This window comes from Roseobacter sp. (genome assembly GCF_024639605.1).
Classification (GTDB): domain Bacteria; phylum Pseudomonadota; class Alphaproteobacteria; order Rhodobacterales; family Rhodobacteraceae; genus Roseobacter.
Genome location: NZ_JAHEHZ010000096.1, coordinates 1 through 13349, shown reverse-complemented (window position 1 = coordinate 13349; position 13349 = coordinate 1). Strand labels below are relative to the sequence as shown.

The window sequence follows — 13349 nt, the reverse complement described above, 5'->3', positions numbered from 1 at the left end:
GTCTGCTCTTTCCGGTCAGGTATTGACCAGCATCAACCCGCCCGGTGCGCTGGTCCGTATGGTCGGACGGGAAAGGAAGGGCTCAGATGTGCTGGAGCATGGAAGCATCGATCGGGATGGTTGCAGCCGGCATCGGTGCGACCGCTTTCACCTTTGCGCGCGGCGAGCCACCTGCAATCTGGCTCACACTGGGGTGTTTTGCGGTAATGGAGGCGTTACAGGTCGCAGGATACGCTGTTGTCGACCAGTGCGGGACAACTGCCAACCGGTCCGTTACCGTGCTGTCCTATCTGCATATTGTGTTTCAGCCGTTTTTTATAAATGCCTTCGCGCTTGAGCTTGTCCCCGGTGCGGTCAGACGTCGTGCGCGGGTTGCTGTATTTTCAGTTTGTGCCGTTTCGTCCCTGGTGATGCTCGCTCAGATCATACCCTCACCATGGTTTGGGGTCTGCCAGCCTGGCAGCGTGCTCTGCGCGGAACGCTGGTGTACCGTGTCAGGAGACTGGCATATTGCATGGGATGTTCCCTACAACGGCCTGATGCTGCGCGCTGAGCAGATTTTTGGCACGCAGTCGGGCTTCCCGACCTACATGATCGCCGCGTTTATCCTGCCTCTGGTCTATGGCGCATGGCGTTTTGTCATCGTTCACGCGGTCGCAGGGCCGCTGCTGGCGGCCAGTCTGACATCAGACCCGAACGAGATGCCCGCGATCTGGTGCCTTTTTTCGATTGCGATCCTTGTGATCGGTCTGAGCCCCCTGGTCAGGCAATCGGTTTCAACCAAGCGGTGGTGGGGGCGGAGCTTGGACGCAACTTAGCAGCGTCCCTTCTGATCGGGCAGAGCGCCTGTTTTACGGGGCAGTGATCCGGCGGGCACTGATCCCGTCCCTGATCAGGGATATCCACCACTTGCAACCGGGGCTGGCATGCCGTGTGCAGCCGGATCTGCAGAGGTCGAACGCGACATGCGGTCTCAGCCCTCAGACGACTTTCCCGGACTTGCGCTCACGGTGACATGCGCCGGTCGGATCAGCCGATGTCCAAGAACAAACCCCGGACGATGAAGGACAAGAACCTGACCCGGCCCGGACTTTTCGGTTTCCTGCATCTGTATTGCTTCGTGGAGCACCGGATCGAAGGGCGTGTTTTCCGGCTTCAGAGTTCTGACACCAAGGGCTTTCAGCGCTGTCTCGAAGGCGGTCCTGGTTCTTTTGAGACCGTCCAGATGTGCGGTGATCGCGGGCGCATCAGCGTCCGGGCTTGCGCGTGCTGCATCAATCGCCAGACAGATATCATCGTAGACAGGGGCGAGGGCCTCTACGGCAATGGCTACGCCGTGTTGCCGCCCGTCCGCATGGGCGGCGTCAGCGCGTTTGCGGGCGTTTTCCGCCTCCGCAAGCGCGCGCTTCCATTTGTCGGTGAGTACCTCCAGTTCCACATCCTTATCCCGGGCTGCGTCTGCGCGTTTTTCCGGTTCCGGCTTGTCGGCGGTCTGATCGGTTTTTTCTTTGCTCTTGTCCATATCGCGTTCCTTTTTCTGGTTTCTGGCATCAGCGGACGACGAGAAATATGCGAGCTGAGCCACGCTGAACCATCATGGCGATCGCTCCGTCGATGGATGCAAGTTCCTGATGCAGGGCTGCGACCGAGGTGACGGGGACCCGGTTGACGGACAGGATAACGTCGCCGGCTTTCAGGCCGGCACGCGCGGCGAGGCTGTCAGCGTTCACACCCGCGACCACAACTCCGGAAATCTCACCATAAAGCGGGTCGCCCGGTTGCAGGTCGCGAAGTTCGGCGCCCGAAAGCTGGCCGGGCCCGCGCGCGCCGGCGGTCGCGCCGGGCTCGTTACCTTCGCGCAGATCGGCCTTCAGCGTCAGCGTCCGGCCATCGCGGATGATACCGATTTCAACCTCGCGCCCAAGCCGTTTCAGGCCGATCTGGCTTCGCAAACCGGCGGAGCCGGCAACGGGGTTGCCATCCACTGAGATGATCAGATCGCCCGGTTGCAATCCGGCCTGCTCTGCTGCGCTGTCCGGCTCGACACTGGTGACCACTGCACCGGCTTCGGCATCAATGTCCAGCGCCTCGGCCAGGTCGGGGGTGAAGTCCTGGATCATTATGCCAAGCTGTCCCCGCCGGACCTCTCCGAATTCGATCAGTTGATCAACGACGGCGTTCGCCATGTTTACGGGAACGGCAAAGCCGATCCCGACATTGCCACCCGTCGGTGCAATGATCGCGGTGTTGATGCCGATCAGTCGCCCGTCAAGCGTCACCAGTGCGCCGCCGGAGTTGCCGGGATTGATGGATGCGTCCGTCTGGATAAAATCTTCGTAGCCTTCGACGTTGAGGCCGCTGCGCCCCAGCGCGCTGACAATGCCGGATGTCACGGTCTGACCAAGTCCGAAAGGATTGCCGATCGCAAGGACATAGTCGCCCACCTGCAGCCGGTCGCTGTCACCCGGTTCAAGCGCTGTCAGGTCCGTGGCGTCGATCCTGAGCAGTGCGATATCTGTACCGGGGTCGCTGCCGAGCAGCTCCGCATCGAACTGACGCCGGTCCTTGAGTGTTACGACGATTCTGTCGCCATTCTCGACGACATGGTGGTTGGTCAGCAGGTACCCTTCTTCGGCGTCAATGATCACGCCGGATCCCGCGCTCATCTGCATGCGTTCCTGTGGCGCCTGAGGCATGGGTTGCATATCGAAAAAACGTCTGAAAAACGGATCATTGAACAGGGGGTTCATTTCTGCTGTCTGGCGGCTTTCGACAGAAATATTGACGACAGCCGGTGTCACTTCGGCCAGTACGGGGGCCAGAGTCGGCAGCCCGTCTTCGTTCAGATAGAGCGGTTGATTTGCGGGCTGAGCCAGGGGCGGCACGGAAAAACTAAGGATAATTATGCAGACTGATGCCAGAATGTGGCCGACGCGGGAAACAGGCAGATGCATTGCGTATCTCCTTTTGATAATTGATCCGGGGCCGGAATTGCCCGGCCCCGGACGGGTTATGCGGCGTTGACAGGAATGCGTTTTATCTTCGCCTGCGCCTCAGCCGTCTTGGGCAGGCTTACGGTGAGCACGCCGTTTTTGAACGTCGCTTCGGCCTTGTCCGTATCGACACCCGCAGGAAGCGGGACCGTGCGGTAAAACGAGCCGTAGGAGCGTTCGGACATATAGACGCCCTTGCGTTCATCCTTGTGCTCAATTTTCTTTTCACCGCGGATCGTCATCGAGTCGCTGGTCAGCGATATGTCGATGTCTTTTTCCGTCATGCCGGGCAACTCGATTGAGACGTCCACGCTTTTTTCGGTTTCGGTGACGTCCGTGCTGGGACCGATCATCCCCACACCATCGTTGCGACCGGTCCAGCCGTTTTCGACCCTGTGCCAGAAGTCCTCAAAAACCTCGTTGATGTCACGTTGCAGCGACACAAGCGGGTTGGCGCCGTTTTCTCTTTCGCCAGCCTGGCTTTTGTCTTTGTCGCGGCTCCATGGAATTAAATCACTGATCTGCATCTTGTACTCCTTTTTTGTATACGTTGGTCAGTTGCAAAGACGGATCATGACGCCTTCACTGATATCTTTCTGGGCTGGGTTTCCGGAGAGCGTGGCAGTTCCAGTCTCAAAACCCCGTTGCTGAAGTCGGCGTTGATGTTGGCCTGATCAATTTCATCCGATAATGTGAACACCCGGATGTAATCACCGATCCGGTATTCGGATGATAACTGACGGTACCCCTCAGGCGCACCGGGCTTTACCCTGCCACGCAATGTCAGAGCCTGACGTTCGAGGGTTACGTCGATGTCGTCGGGCTCCACGCCCGGGATATCCGCCATAATCACGGTGAGATTATCTTCCTCGAAAATGTCGACCACCGGCGTGAAAGATATTGCCCTGCGGTTCGGCTCGCCATCCGGTGCGGCCACATCGCGTGTGTTTTGTGTGCTGAGATCCTGTGCCATGTTCATCTCCTTTCATTTGTGAGATCAGGATGCCTTGATCTGAATTCGTCTGGGTTTGTCGTCCTCGGGGCGCTGCATCTCGACCGTCAGCACACCGTTTCTGAAGCGTGCATCGATATGGTCGGGGCTGACCCGGAACGGCAGCTCCACGGAGCGCAGAAAGGTGCCTCGCGGGCGCTCCCTTCGGTGCCAGACGACGTCATCGCCGCTCCGCGGTTCGGGATAGGTTCCGCGGATGGACAGCATTGTATCCTTGACCGTCAGGTCGATGTCCTCTTCGGTCAGACCGGGCAATTCGGTGGTCATGACGATGCTGTCCTGTCCCGCCTGGAAATTGACGAGCGGATAGGCCGTGGGCTGACCAGACGTTCTGGGATCGTCGAACAGCCGGTTCATCGCACCCTGCGCGCGGCGCATGTTCGAAAACGGATCGCTGTTGTTCAGCGGGGGGAAAACTGTTTGAAGCATTGGACTACTCCTTGTTGCAGTGTTGAGGGCCTGGTACCCGACCGGCACCGGAAATCCGCCGACAGAGGTCGCGGAAATTTCCGGTGGGCGAGCGGTTTACGAAAGATGCATGCAGATCGCAGCCAGGCATGGAATTCCGGACGATCAGGCAGGACGGCGGAGCACGGGCTCCGCGCTGAACCTGAATGGCAGCCAGAGGATTGGCCGCAATGCGCTGGCCATCTGTAATTCCACCACCCGAAGACACCTTTTTTGCATCTCCGGGACAAAATCCGGGAAGCGGTTCGTAAGCTGTCATGAACCGGTTCGAAAATTTTGACGGTACCCGGTGCGACCGGTTCTGGCTTCTCATTTTCTCCTCCCTGAGGCATTGTCTGCGCCCCTGCAGCGGGTCCGCAATTATGCGCGGTGTGGCGGGTCCGCAGGGTCATTTCACAGGCCAAACGGATAGGTTTCGTCCTCCGCGGTATTTGTAAGCGTTGGCAACGCGGTGACTGCTTTTGTGCGGTCAAACCATACGAAAGCGTCATACTGACCGGGCAGGGAGGCATAGCTGTAGTGGCTCGCGCGTTCGGTTTCGGGCCGGTAAATGACGCCGATATAGCGCTGCAACCTTTGCGGTTTCAGGAGCGGCAGGAATTCGGGCGCCTGTTCCTTTTTGAAATCCCACAAGAACCGTTCGGTACCGACGTCGTGACAAAGCGCTTCAAAACTATCCGGGCGCGGCGGGCGGATGTCTTTGATTTCCATCGGGGCATCCCATTCGGAGGCGGCTGCAACGGTCCCCGAGGCGGTTCCGAATCCGATCAGCGCGGCGCTATCGCCAAATTTTTCCCGACAGAGCTGCCCGATGTTCAGTTCGCCGCGCGCGCGGCCCATATCCGTGTATCGCGCGTCACCGATATGAGAGTTATGCGCCCACACCACGGCTTTCTCGTCCGGCCCGGCATGGGCCAGTATCTGGCACAGGGTCTGGAACATATGCTGGTCGCGCAGGTTCCAGGACAGTCGTGAGCCATAATACATCAGGCGATAATAGCGTTCCGCATTCGCCACGAGGCGCGCGTTCTGTGCGGCGTCAAAAAACCGGTCGCCGTCCTTCGCGCTGTAGTCCAGTTGCTGCCTGAGCAGATCGATCAGAATTTGCGTGACCGGCTCTTCGCAAGTGGAAAAACCGGGTGAAAGGGCAGCACGACCATAGGCCGCGGGCTCATGCGACCAGGCCGACAGGCATGCATAGCGCGAACGCGCCACTGCGGCTGCTGTTTCGTCCACGCGGTCAAGATACGCCAGAACTGCAGCAATCGACGCACTCAGATTATAAAGGTCAAGTCCGTAGAAAGCGACGCGCCCGCCGGCGTTTTTCGTGCCGTTGTACTGATGCAGATAGCGCGTGAACGCGTCGAACTCGACGTTGCGCCACATCCATGTCGGAAAGCGCGAAAAAGGCGGCGGTTTCATCATCCGGTTCTGTTTGTGGCGAACGTAGCGGTCAACCACAGCGGCGTCGGGCCAGTCGGCTTCGACCGCGACAATCGAAAACCCGTGTTCTTCTATCAGGCGTCGTGTGATTGCAGACCGGGCCCGGTAGAATTCCGAAGTGCCGTGAGTTGCTTCGCCCAGAAGCACCACACGTTTTGATCCGAAACGGTCGAAGGCCCTCGCAAATGCGGGATCGCTGATCGCGGGCAGGGGTTCGGCGGCCGTCCTGAACACGGACTGAGTGCTGACATCTGCCGGCGACGGACCTTGCTGCCGGGAAGGTGCCACGTCCGCGCGAAGGTACGCCCTGAACCATCCGGCGGCATGATCCACCGCCTGCTCCAGCGTGCCCGGCTCTTCAAACAGATGGCCGGCTCCCGGAACGATCTCCATCCTGCTTTCACAGGTCAGGGACGCAAGGGCACGTTTATTAAGATCGATGACATCGTAGTCCAGACCGCCGACGACCAGCATTGTCGGGCTGGTGACCTGTGGCAGGAAATCCATGGCCAGATCCGGCCGTCCGCCACGCGACACGACTGCTGAGATCCGGCCCCTGAGTTCAGCCGCCGCAACCAGTGCCGCCCCGGCACCCGTACTTGCCCCGAAAAGGCCAAGCGGCAGATCTTCGAGATCAGGCTCGGAGGTGATCCAGATCGAGGCTTCGACCACCCGGTCCGCCAGCAGAGGAATATCGAAGACGTTGTTGCGGTCCTGTGCTTCCTGCGGCGTGAGCAGATCGAACAGAAGCGTTGCAAATCCTGCTCCGTTCAGTTTCTCCGCCACATATCTGTTGCGAGGGCTGCCCCGGCCGGAACCGCTGCCGTGGGCAAAAAGGACAATGCCGCGCGGGTCTGGCGGAACTGTCAGATCGCCGGGGAGCCCCAGCGGAGGGATAGCCACCTGACGTTTGTGTGTGCCTGTCTTGCGGGTATGTGACGGACGGGCCTTGTCCGCCGGGATCTGCGCCAGCAGAGCGACCGTTTCGGCATCGGTGAGCTGATGAAAGTCCTTGTAGAAGCCACCCACCCCCCGAAAGGCTGTGGTCGGATGCAGACAGATAATGTCGTCGGCCTGATTGGAAATCTCTTCCAGTGCCGTCTTCGGCGCAACCGGAAGTGCCACAATTATCCGCGCTGGCCCGCTGCGCTTCAGCCCGATGAGAGCTGCCTTCATCGTGGCCCCGGTCGCCAGCCCGTCGTCGACGACAACCACGGTCCGGTCTTTCGGGTCGGGCCTCGGACGATCGCCCAGATAGAGACTTCTGCGCCGTTCAAGCTCGGCCCGCTGGTCCTGCACGGCCTTCGAGATATAGGCATCATCGGCGCCGGACAGGCGTTTCACGTTCTCGTTAATAACGATCTCATGGCTGGCGCCTTCGACGATCGCCCCAAGAGCCACCTCAGGATTCCGAGGTGCTCCGATCTTGCGCACCAGCAACAGATCCAGCGGCGCGTGAAGGGCTTTTGCCACTTCGACGGCAACAGGAACACCACCGCGGGGCAGGGCGTAAATCAGCGGATGATCAAGCTCCATTGCGGCGAGAGCGTCGGCCAGTTTCCGGCCTGCGTCAGCGCGATCAGCAAAAATGAGAGCCATCTGTTCCATAGCGCGGATTTTATTGGGCCGCAGGTCACTCAAGATTGACTTTGATCAATCATGCCGCGCTATTTCGCAGATCCCTTGGCGGTCAGGGCACGAGCACCGCGGCACCGTTCAGACGGCCGTTTCGCAGGTCATCGAGGGCCTTGTTTGCATCTCTGAGCGGGTAGGGCGTCGTCTCTGTCCGGACACCGGCCTTGTCGGCCAGCGCGAAAAACGCGTCACCGTCCCCGCGCGTCAGGTTGGCCACGGACATAATCTGACGCTCGTGCCACAGGTCGGCATAGGGGAATGACGGAATGTCGCTCATATGAATTCCCGCACAGATCACGCGACCGCCCTTGCGTATTGCTTTCAGCGCCTGAGGCACGAGTTTACCCACAGGGGCAAAGATGATGGCCGCGTCCAGTGAAACGCCGGGGCTCATGTCTGAACCGCCCGCCCAGACGGCACCTTTCCGGCGCGCAAAGCGCTGTGTCGCGATATCGCCTGGTTGCGTGAAGGCATAGACATCGCGGCCCTGCCATACAGCGATCTGCGCCAGGATATGCGCCGCCGCACCGAAGCCGTAAAACCCGAGGCGCTGCGCGTCAGCTGCCATGGTATAGCTGCGATAGCCGATCAGCCCTGCGCACAGCAGCGGTGCCAGTCTCACCGGGTCTGCATCCTCTGAAAGAGCAAAAACATAACCCGCGTCAGCGACGCATTCTTCGGCATAGCCACCGTTCAGCGTGTATCCCGTGAACCCGGGTGCATCACAGAGGTTTTCACGATCCGCGAGGCAATAGGGGCAGCTGCCACAGGTCTTTCCCAGCCAGGGCACGCCGACGCGCTGACCTGTGGTAAACCCTTCAACATTGTCGCCCGACTGAATGATCCTGCCAACTATTTCGTGCCCGGGGATCAGGGGCAGGACCGGGTTCTTCAACTCTGCGTCGATGATATGCAGGTCGGTGCGGCACACCCCGCAGGCTTCAACCCTGAGCCGGACCTGCCGAGGACCGCAGTCCGGTGCCGGGACATCCCTGGCGCGAAGAGTGGTTTCACCTTTGTTCAGAACCATTGCGAGCATCAGGACCTCCCTGCCGATGATCACGGATCCTGGACCATTCGCGGCCTGCGAAAATGATGCGGGTCAACCGGCCCTGGTGCAGTCGCGGCCTGCGCCTGCGGTGCGGTCGGCAAGTTTTTGCGCGGCAGGACGCAATCCGGCGCCTGGGTTGATTGAAATCAATCGCGGGATCACTGTTCGTAATAGTGGCTTTGGCATGTTCGTACATCTGATGGTGTGGGGGTGAAGAACCGCAATGCCAGACTTTGAGAACACGCCGGGAATGTATCGAAAGCCCGGAACCGGCGGGCCGGCATTTCCGACCGAACGCCGGTCGAAGCGGCATAAACTCACTTATGAATTGCAAAAATATCTGCATGTGCTCGGGCCAACGCCGAAACAGTGCCTTGAAACGCTCGCGGACCTCGGTCTGTCCGATCCGGAAATCGCGCGTTACTACAGGATCCCCCGGGCCGTTGTCACAGATCTCCGCCGGATCTGGAGGATCGGTGCCTGAATTCGAAATGCTTGCGAACGGATGACAGCGACGTCCGTCAAGGCACACCGCTTTCTTTATCTGACGATGACAACGCTGCAGTCCGCGTGGTGCAACACCTTCTGCGACACGCTGCCCAGCAGAGTGCTCTTCAGAACGCCCAGCCCGCGCGACCCGATGACGAGAATATCGACGTCGTGTTCGCGTGCCGCCTCAAGGATTTCATCGGCGTAGTCACCTGCAAGCACCGACGTTTCGACAGTTCCTGCGCCAAGCTCAGCACATCGGGTTTTTGCTCTTGCGACAATCTGCTCGCCAAGGGCGGAAATGATCCGTGCAGTTCTGGCATCCGTCGCATCGCCCCCCAGCAATTCAGGGTAACTACCGGGGACATAGGCCGATTTCGGTGACGTGGCGGAATGCGCCTCTCTGACCAGATGTTCCACCTCCGCCATATGCACCAGCTCCCTCGACGGGCGACCGTGCATCAGCACATGTACGATGAACAGGTCAGCATTCAGGTTGACTGCCAGTTCGGCCGCGAGATCGGTGGCGCGTTGAGCGGTGTCGGATCCGTCAACCGCCAGGAGGATTCTTTCGATCATTGTCTTACTCCTTATACAGTGTGAATTCTGAACTGTTTCCCGCGCCCGGACGCGTGGTCCGGCCACCTTCGGACACAAGCACCGGGCGTTGAGAGCCTGTCGTCCGCGGGCGTGCCCGCACATCGGATCGCTCATAAATGTAATCCCGGGTCAGGGGGACAGCATCGATATTGCGTGACAACTGAAACTGGAACACCGCCTGTGGACCGTGGCGAAATGTCTGCTCGCAGGCCGCAAGATAAAAGCGCCACATCCGGACGAACCGGTCATCATACATCGCTTCAACCTGGTCTGCGTTCTTCTGGAACCGGTCGTACCAGTGCCGCAGCGTACAGGCATAATGCAGTCGCCAGCATTCAATGTCGGTTGCCCAGAGCCGGGTCTTTTCGATGGCGCTCATCGCTTCTGAGACGGTCGGAATGTAGCCGCCGGGGAAAATGTACCGGTCGATCCACGGATTTGTGCCCTGCGCCGGACCGGTCCAGCCAATCGTGTGGACCAGCGCTATGCCATCCGGAGACAGCCTGTCCCTGATTGTCCGGAAATACGCATCGAAATGGCGCAGCCCCACGTGTTCGAACATCCCGACCGAGACGATCCTGTCAAAAGTCCCCTCAATATGGCGATAGTCGCAGAGCCGGATGTCGACCCGATCCGCCAGACCACTGTTTTCCACGCGCCGGGTTGCCCAGGCATATTGCTCCTCCGAGAGCGTGATGCCGACAACGCGGGCACCATAGTCTCTGGCCAGACTGACCGCCATGCCGCCCCAGCCACATCCGATATCCAGAACGGACATGCCCGGTTCGATCATCAGTTTGCGGGCGATGTGTTCTTTTTTGTTCGCCTGTGCGTGCTCCAGCGTTTCGGTGGGAGTCCTGAAGTAAGCGCAGGAATACTGCCGGTCGTTGTCCAGAAAGAGATCATAAAGACGCCCCGACAGATCATAATGCCGGGCCACATTACCGCGCGCACGTTCTACGAGGTTGACGTTTGCGAGCCCCCGCAGGGCGGTGCGCGCCCTCATAACCGGTTTTTGCCACCAGACTTCGTTTGCGGCTGCTCCGCGAACGTTTGATACGATCAGGCCCATAAACGTCTGCAGATCATCGCCTTGGATCGTCAGTGCTCCGTTCATGTAGGCTTCGCCCAGTGCCATCTCCGGATTCAGTGCCAGATGCCTGACCGTTGCGGCGTCGTGCAGCCTGACTTTCACCGCGCGGCCGCTCCGGTTTCCGTATCTGTGACAGGCGCCAGAGGGCATGGTGACCTGCAGGTCACCGTCGCGCAGTATTGAACTCATCATCCTGTGGAGTGCGTATTCCGAAAGCTGGATCATCGCGTCCCTTCGTATTCTGGCACTGTCGTTCCAGTCTGATCCGGTGGAAGACAAATCCATCCCTGCGATGCCGGTGCATTCCGTCAGAAGACGACTGATCGCCCGGGACAAGCCGGTGAGATGCCGGCTGCGGACAGAGTTTCGGGCATGAAACGGGAGCCGTCTTGACGCAAATCAATCGCTGCAGGGATTTCATGTTTAGCCTGTCACAGTGCGATCTCTTCGCCGGGTTGCACCGTAACTGTTCCGCAAATGTCCGAAGGCTGAGGCTTTGCCGCTGATCCGGCAAGGATCGCATTGCAGAAGCTTCTTTATCAAAGGATCGACAGCAACATGACCCGATCACAGCGGCCATCAACATCTGGCAGGCATCAGCCGTCAGAACCGGTGCAGGCCTTTAAGTCGTCGGACGTCCTGGTTTTCGTCGAAGACGCAGCCGCAACCGCAGCCTGCCTCAGCCACGCAGTCAAGGTTGCCGGTGCTTATGGCGGCAAGGTGATCCTGGTGCAGGTCCTGTGTAAACCTCTGGACAACAACAGTCCGGTTGATCCGGTTGAATGGGATATCAGAAAACAGCAGACCCTGAAGCGTCTGGGTGTGCAGAGCGACCGCTCTGACGATGTCAAAAACCCTTGCAGCGTCCAGCTTCTTGAGGGGCAATGCATAAACCAGATCACGGCGTTCATGGACGTCCGGCAGGGAGATATTGCGGCCTCCGTGCGCCCTCACGACGCTCTGGGCTGGTTGTCCAGTGAGACAGCACGGGGTGTGCTGTTGTCACGAAGTGCTGGCGTTCTGATGATACCGAGTGGCGCGGCAATCGGCCCGGACAGTAATTATCGCAGGGTCTTCGTGCCTCTTGACGGCTCGACCCGGGCGGAGGCGGCCCTTCCGGTCGCCGTTACGCTGGCCCGGGCAGAAAACGCGCATCTGGTCATCTGCTATGTCCTGCCCGTCCCGGGGCTGACGGAATTCGGAACGCAGGACAGCGAGTCTGAACGCCTTCACGCCATCGTCAGGCGCCGGAATGAACAGGCCGGAAAAACTTATCTTGCGCGGATCAGAAAAAACCTGGAGCACAACGGCCTGCCGATATCAGTCAGAATTTCCAGTGGCAATGATGTGCGGCGAGAGCTGATCGATATTATGTCAAAAGAGAACGCTGACTTTGTTGTCATGGCGACCCACGGACAAAGCGGTCACAAAGATGTGCCCACCGGCGATGTGGCGCGGTTCATTCTCGACAAATCGGCAATACCCGTGCTGCTGGTGCGCACACGGAACAGTTCCGGACAAAACCATGCATTCGGGTCGATTTCATCAAAGGGGGTCAGGCAACCGGCTGGCACTGACTGATGAACGAGCAGGAAATATCGTCGTTTGACGCGCGGATCGCTCGCAATATCGCGCAGAAACAACACTGTACTGTTGCAGGACCGCCCGCGTTTATCAAAACCTACCTTGTGCTGCCGGCCCTTGAGGACTGGTTCCGTGGCGTTCGCCGCTGGTGCGCCGACCCGCCCGCCGATCAGGCGCGTGCAGCGGAATGGATCCTCGACAATGACTACCGGATTTTGCGCGCGTTGCGACGCCTCAACGAGGACCTGCCGCGCCGCTTCTATGAAAAACTGCCAGCGCTTCGCCGGTCGGGTGGCGCAGGCCTCCCGCGCGCTTTCGCAGTGTCACAGGCCGTCTGCGATCTTCTGGAGCCACAGATCACGCTGACGGACCTGACCAGATTTATGAAGCACTATCAGCGGTCTGCAGAGCTGACAAATGCCGAGCTCTGGGTGATGCCGTCCATGCTGCGGCTGGTTTGCCTTGAGAATTTCATCAATGCAGTGGGGGCGATCAGCCCGGAGCTGGCAGTGCCTTCACTGCAGAACACCGACACTACCACCAGTGCCGGCATCCCGCCCGGCGATACCATTGCCAGAGTGATCGCCAACCTTACCGCAGTGGATGCGATCAAATGGCCGGACTTTGTGGATCTTGTCAGCTGCATCGAAGCGGAACTGGCCAACGACCCCGCGGATGTCTATTCCGCCATGACATTCGAGGCCCGCAACCGGTATCGCGACACGGTCGAAGACCTGGCATCGCGTTGCGACAGATCGGAATCCGACGTGGCGCGCGCGGCGGTCGGATTATCGCGCAGCGAAGGAGCGGACACCCCCCGTGGTCATGTCGGATACTGGTTGATCGGCGATGGATTTCGTGCGCTTGAGACTGATCTGGAGTGCCGTGTTCCGTGGCAGATGGCAATAAAGCGCCGCGTGGCGGACCACCGCGGAGCGTTTTATGCGGCCTGGCTTCTTCTGCTTGTCTCTGCAGCGCTCT

General features: G+C 59.4%; 13 protein-coding genes and 1 pseudogene. 5 read left to right on the top strand and 9 right to left on the bottom strand.

Translation table 11 applies throughout. The features are described 5' to 3' along the window. The first annotated feature begins 86 nt into the window (after positions 1 to 86). Positions 87 to 818, top strand: a complete 732-nt coding sequence (locus Q0M35_RS12730; RefSeq protein WP_295315851.1) for a DUF5765 domain-containing protein — start codon at positions 87 to 89, stop codon at positions 816 to 818. A 155-nt stretch (positions 819 to 973) separates the two neighbouring features. On the opposite strand, the gene Q0M35_RS12725 is transcribed toward Q0M35_RS12730, so the two are convergent. From Q0M35_RS12725 to Q0M35_RS12695, 7 genes are all read right to left on the bottom strand, one after another. Next, the gene (locus tag Q0M35_RS12725; protein WP_295315849.1) at positions 974 to 1522 is read right to left on the bottom strand and encodes a nucleotide exchange factor GrpE; all 549 of its coding nucleotides are present in this window, start codon (positions 1520 to 1522) and stop codon (positions 974 to 976) included. Positions 1523 to 1550: 28 nt separating this feature from the next. Then, positions 1551 to 2954, bottom strand: a complete 1404-nt coding sequence (locus Q0M35_RS12720; protein ID WP_295315847.1) for a DegQ family serine endoprotease — start codon at positions 2952 to 2954, stop codon at positions 1551 to 1553. A 56-nt stretch (positions 2955 to 3010) separates the two neighbouring features. Then, positions 3011 to 3520, bottom strand: coding sequence for an Hsp20/alpha crystallin family protein (locus Q0M35_RS12715; RefSeq protein ID WP_295315845.1), 510 nt, complete (start codon positions 3518 to 3520; stop codon positions 3011 to 3013). A gap of 44 nt (positions 3521 to 3564) precedes the next feature. Next, positions 3565 to 3966 carry an Hsp20/alpha crystallin family protein gene (locus Q0M35_RS12710; RefSeq protein ID WP_295315843.1) on the bottom strand — a complete coding sequence of 134 codons (402 nt, stop codon included), beginning with the start codon at positions 3964 to 3966 and terminating at the stop codon, positions 3565 to 3567. A 24-nt stretch (positions 3967 to 3990) separates the two neighbouring features. Beyond that, on the bottom strand, positions 3991 to 4434 hold the full coding sequence (locus Q0M35_RS12705) for an Hsp20/alpha crystallin family protein (protein ID WP_295315841.1): 444 nt from the start codon (positions 4432 to 4434) through the stop codon (positions 3991 to 3993). Between the two features lie 432 nt (positions 4435 to 4866). Then, positions 4867 to 7515 (bottom strand): erythromycin esterase family protein, encoded by a 2649-nt coding sequence (locus Q0M35_RS12700; protein ID WP_295315839.1) that lies wholly within the window; start codon positions 7513 to 7515, stop codon positions 4867 to 4869. A gap of 91 nt (positions 7516 to 7606) precedes the next feature. Continuing rightward, positions 7607 to 8590 (bottom strand): zinc-dependent alcohol dehydrogenase family protein, encoded by a 984-nt coding sequence (locus tag Q0M35_RS12695; RefSeq protein WP_295315837.1) that lies wholly within the window; start codon positions 8588 to 8590, stop codon positions 7607 to 7609. A 235-nt stretch (positions 8591 to 8825) separates the two neighbouring features. Here Q0M35_RS12695 and Q0M35_RS12690 point away from each other — a divergent pair, with 235 nt between their 5' ends. After that, positions 8826 to 9086: a hypothetical protein gene (locus Q0M35_RS12690; protein ID WP_295315835.1), complete on the top strand. Its 261-nt coding sequence runs from the start codon at positions 8826 to 8828 to the stop codon at positions 9084 to 9086. 56 nt (positions 9087 to 9142) lie between these two features. On the opposite strand, the gene Q0M35_RS12685 is transcribed toward Q0M35_RS12690, so the two are convergent. Both Q0M35_RS12685 and Q0M35_RS12680 read right to left on the bottom strand, forming a co-directional pair. Beyond that, entirely contained in the window at positions 9143 to 9670 is a 528-nt protein-coding gene (locus tag Q0M35_RS12685) for a universal stress protein (RefSeq protein WP_295315833.1), read from the bottom strand. A gap of 4 nt (positions 9671 to 9674) precedes the next feature. Then, positions 9675 to 10886, bottom strand: a complete 1212-nt coding sequence (locus tag Q0M35_RS12680; protein WP_366519659.1) for a cyclopropane-fatty-acyl-phospholipid synthase family protein — start codon at positions 10884 to 10886, stop codon at positions 9675 to 9677. A 46-nt stretch (positions 10887 to 10932) separates the two neighbouring features. Between Q0M35_RS12680 and Q0M35_RS12675 the strand changes: the two genes are divergently transcribed. From Q0M35_RS12675 to Q0M35_RS12665, 3 genes and pseudogenes are all read left to right on the top strand, one after another. Continuing rightward, entirely contained in the window at positions 10933 to 11160 is a 228-nt protein-coding gene (locus Q0M35_RS12675; RefSeq protein ID WP_295315855.1) for a hypothetical protein, read from the top strand. Between the two features lie 182 nt (positions 11161 to 11342). Next, positions 11343 to 12365, top strand: coding sequence for a universal stress protein (locus Q0M35_RS12670; protein ID WP_295315831.1), 1023 nt, complete (start codon positions 11343 to 11345; stop codon positions 12363 to 12365). Continuing rightward, positions 12365 to 13349: pseudogene (locus Q0M35_RS12665) on the top strand (hypothetical protein); the annotation flags it as partial. The gene Q0M35_RS12670 and the pseudogene Q0M35_RS12665, both read left to right, overlap by 1 nt.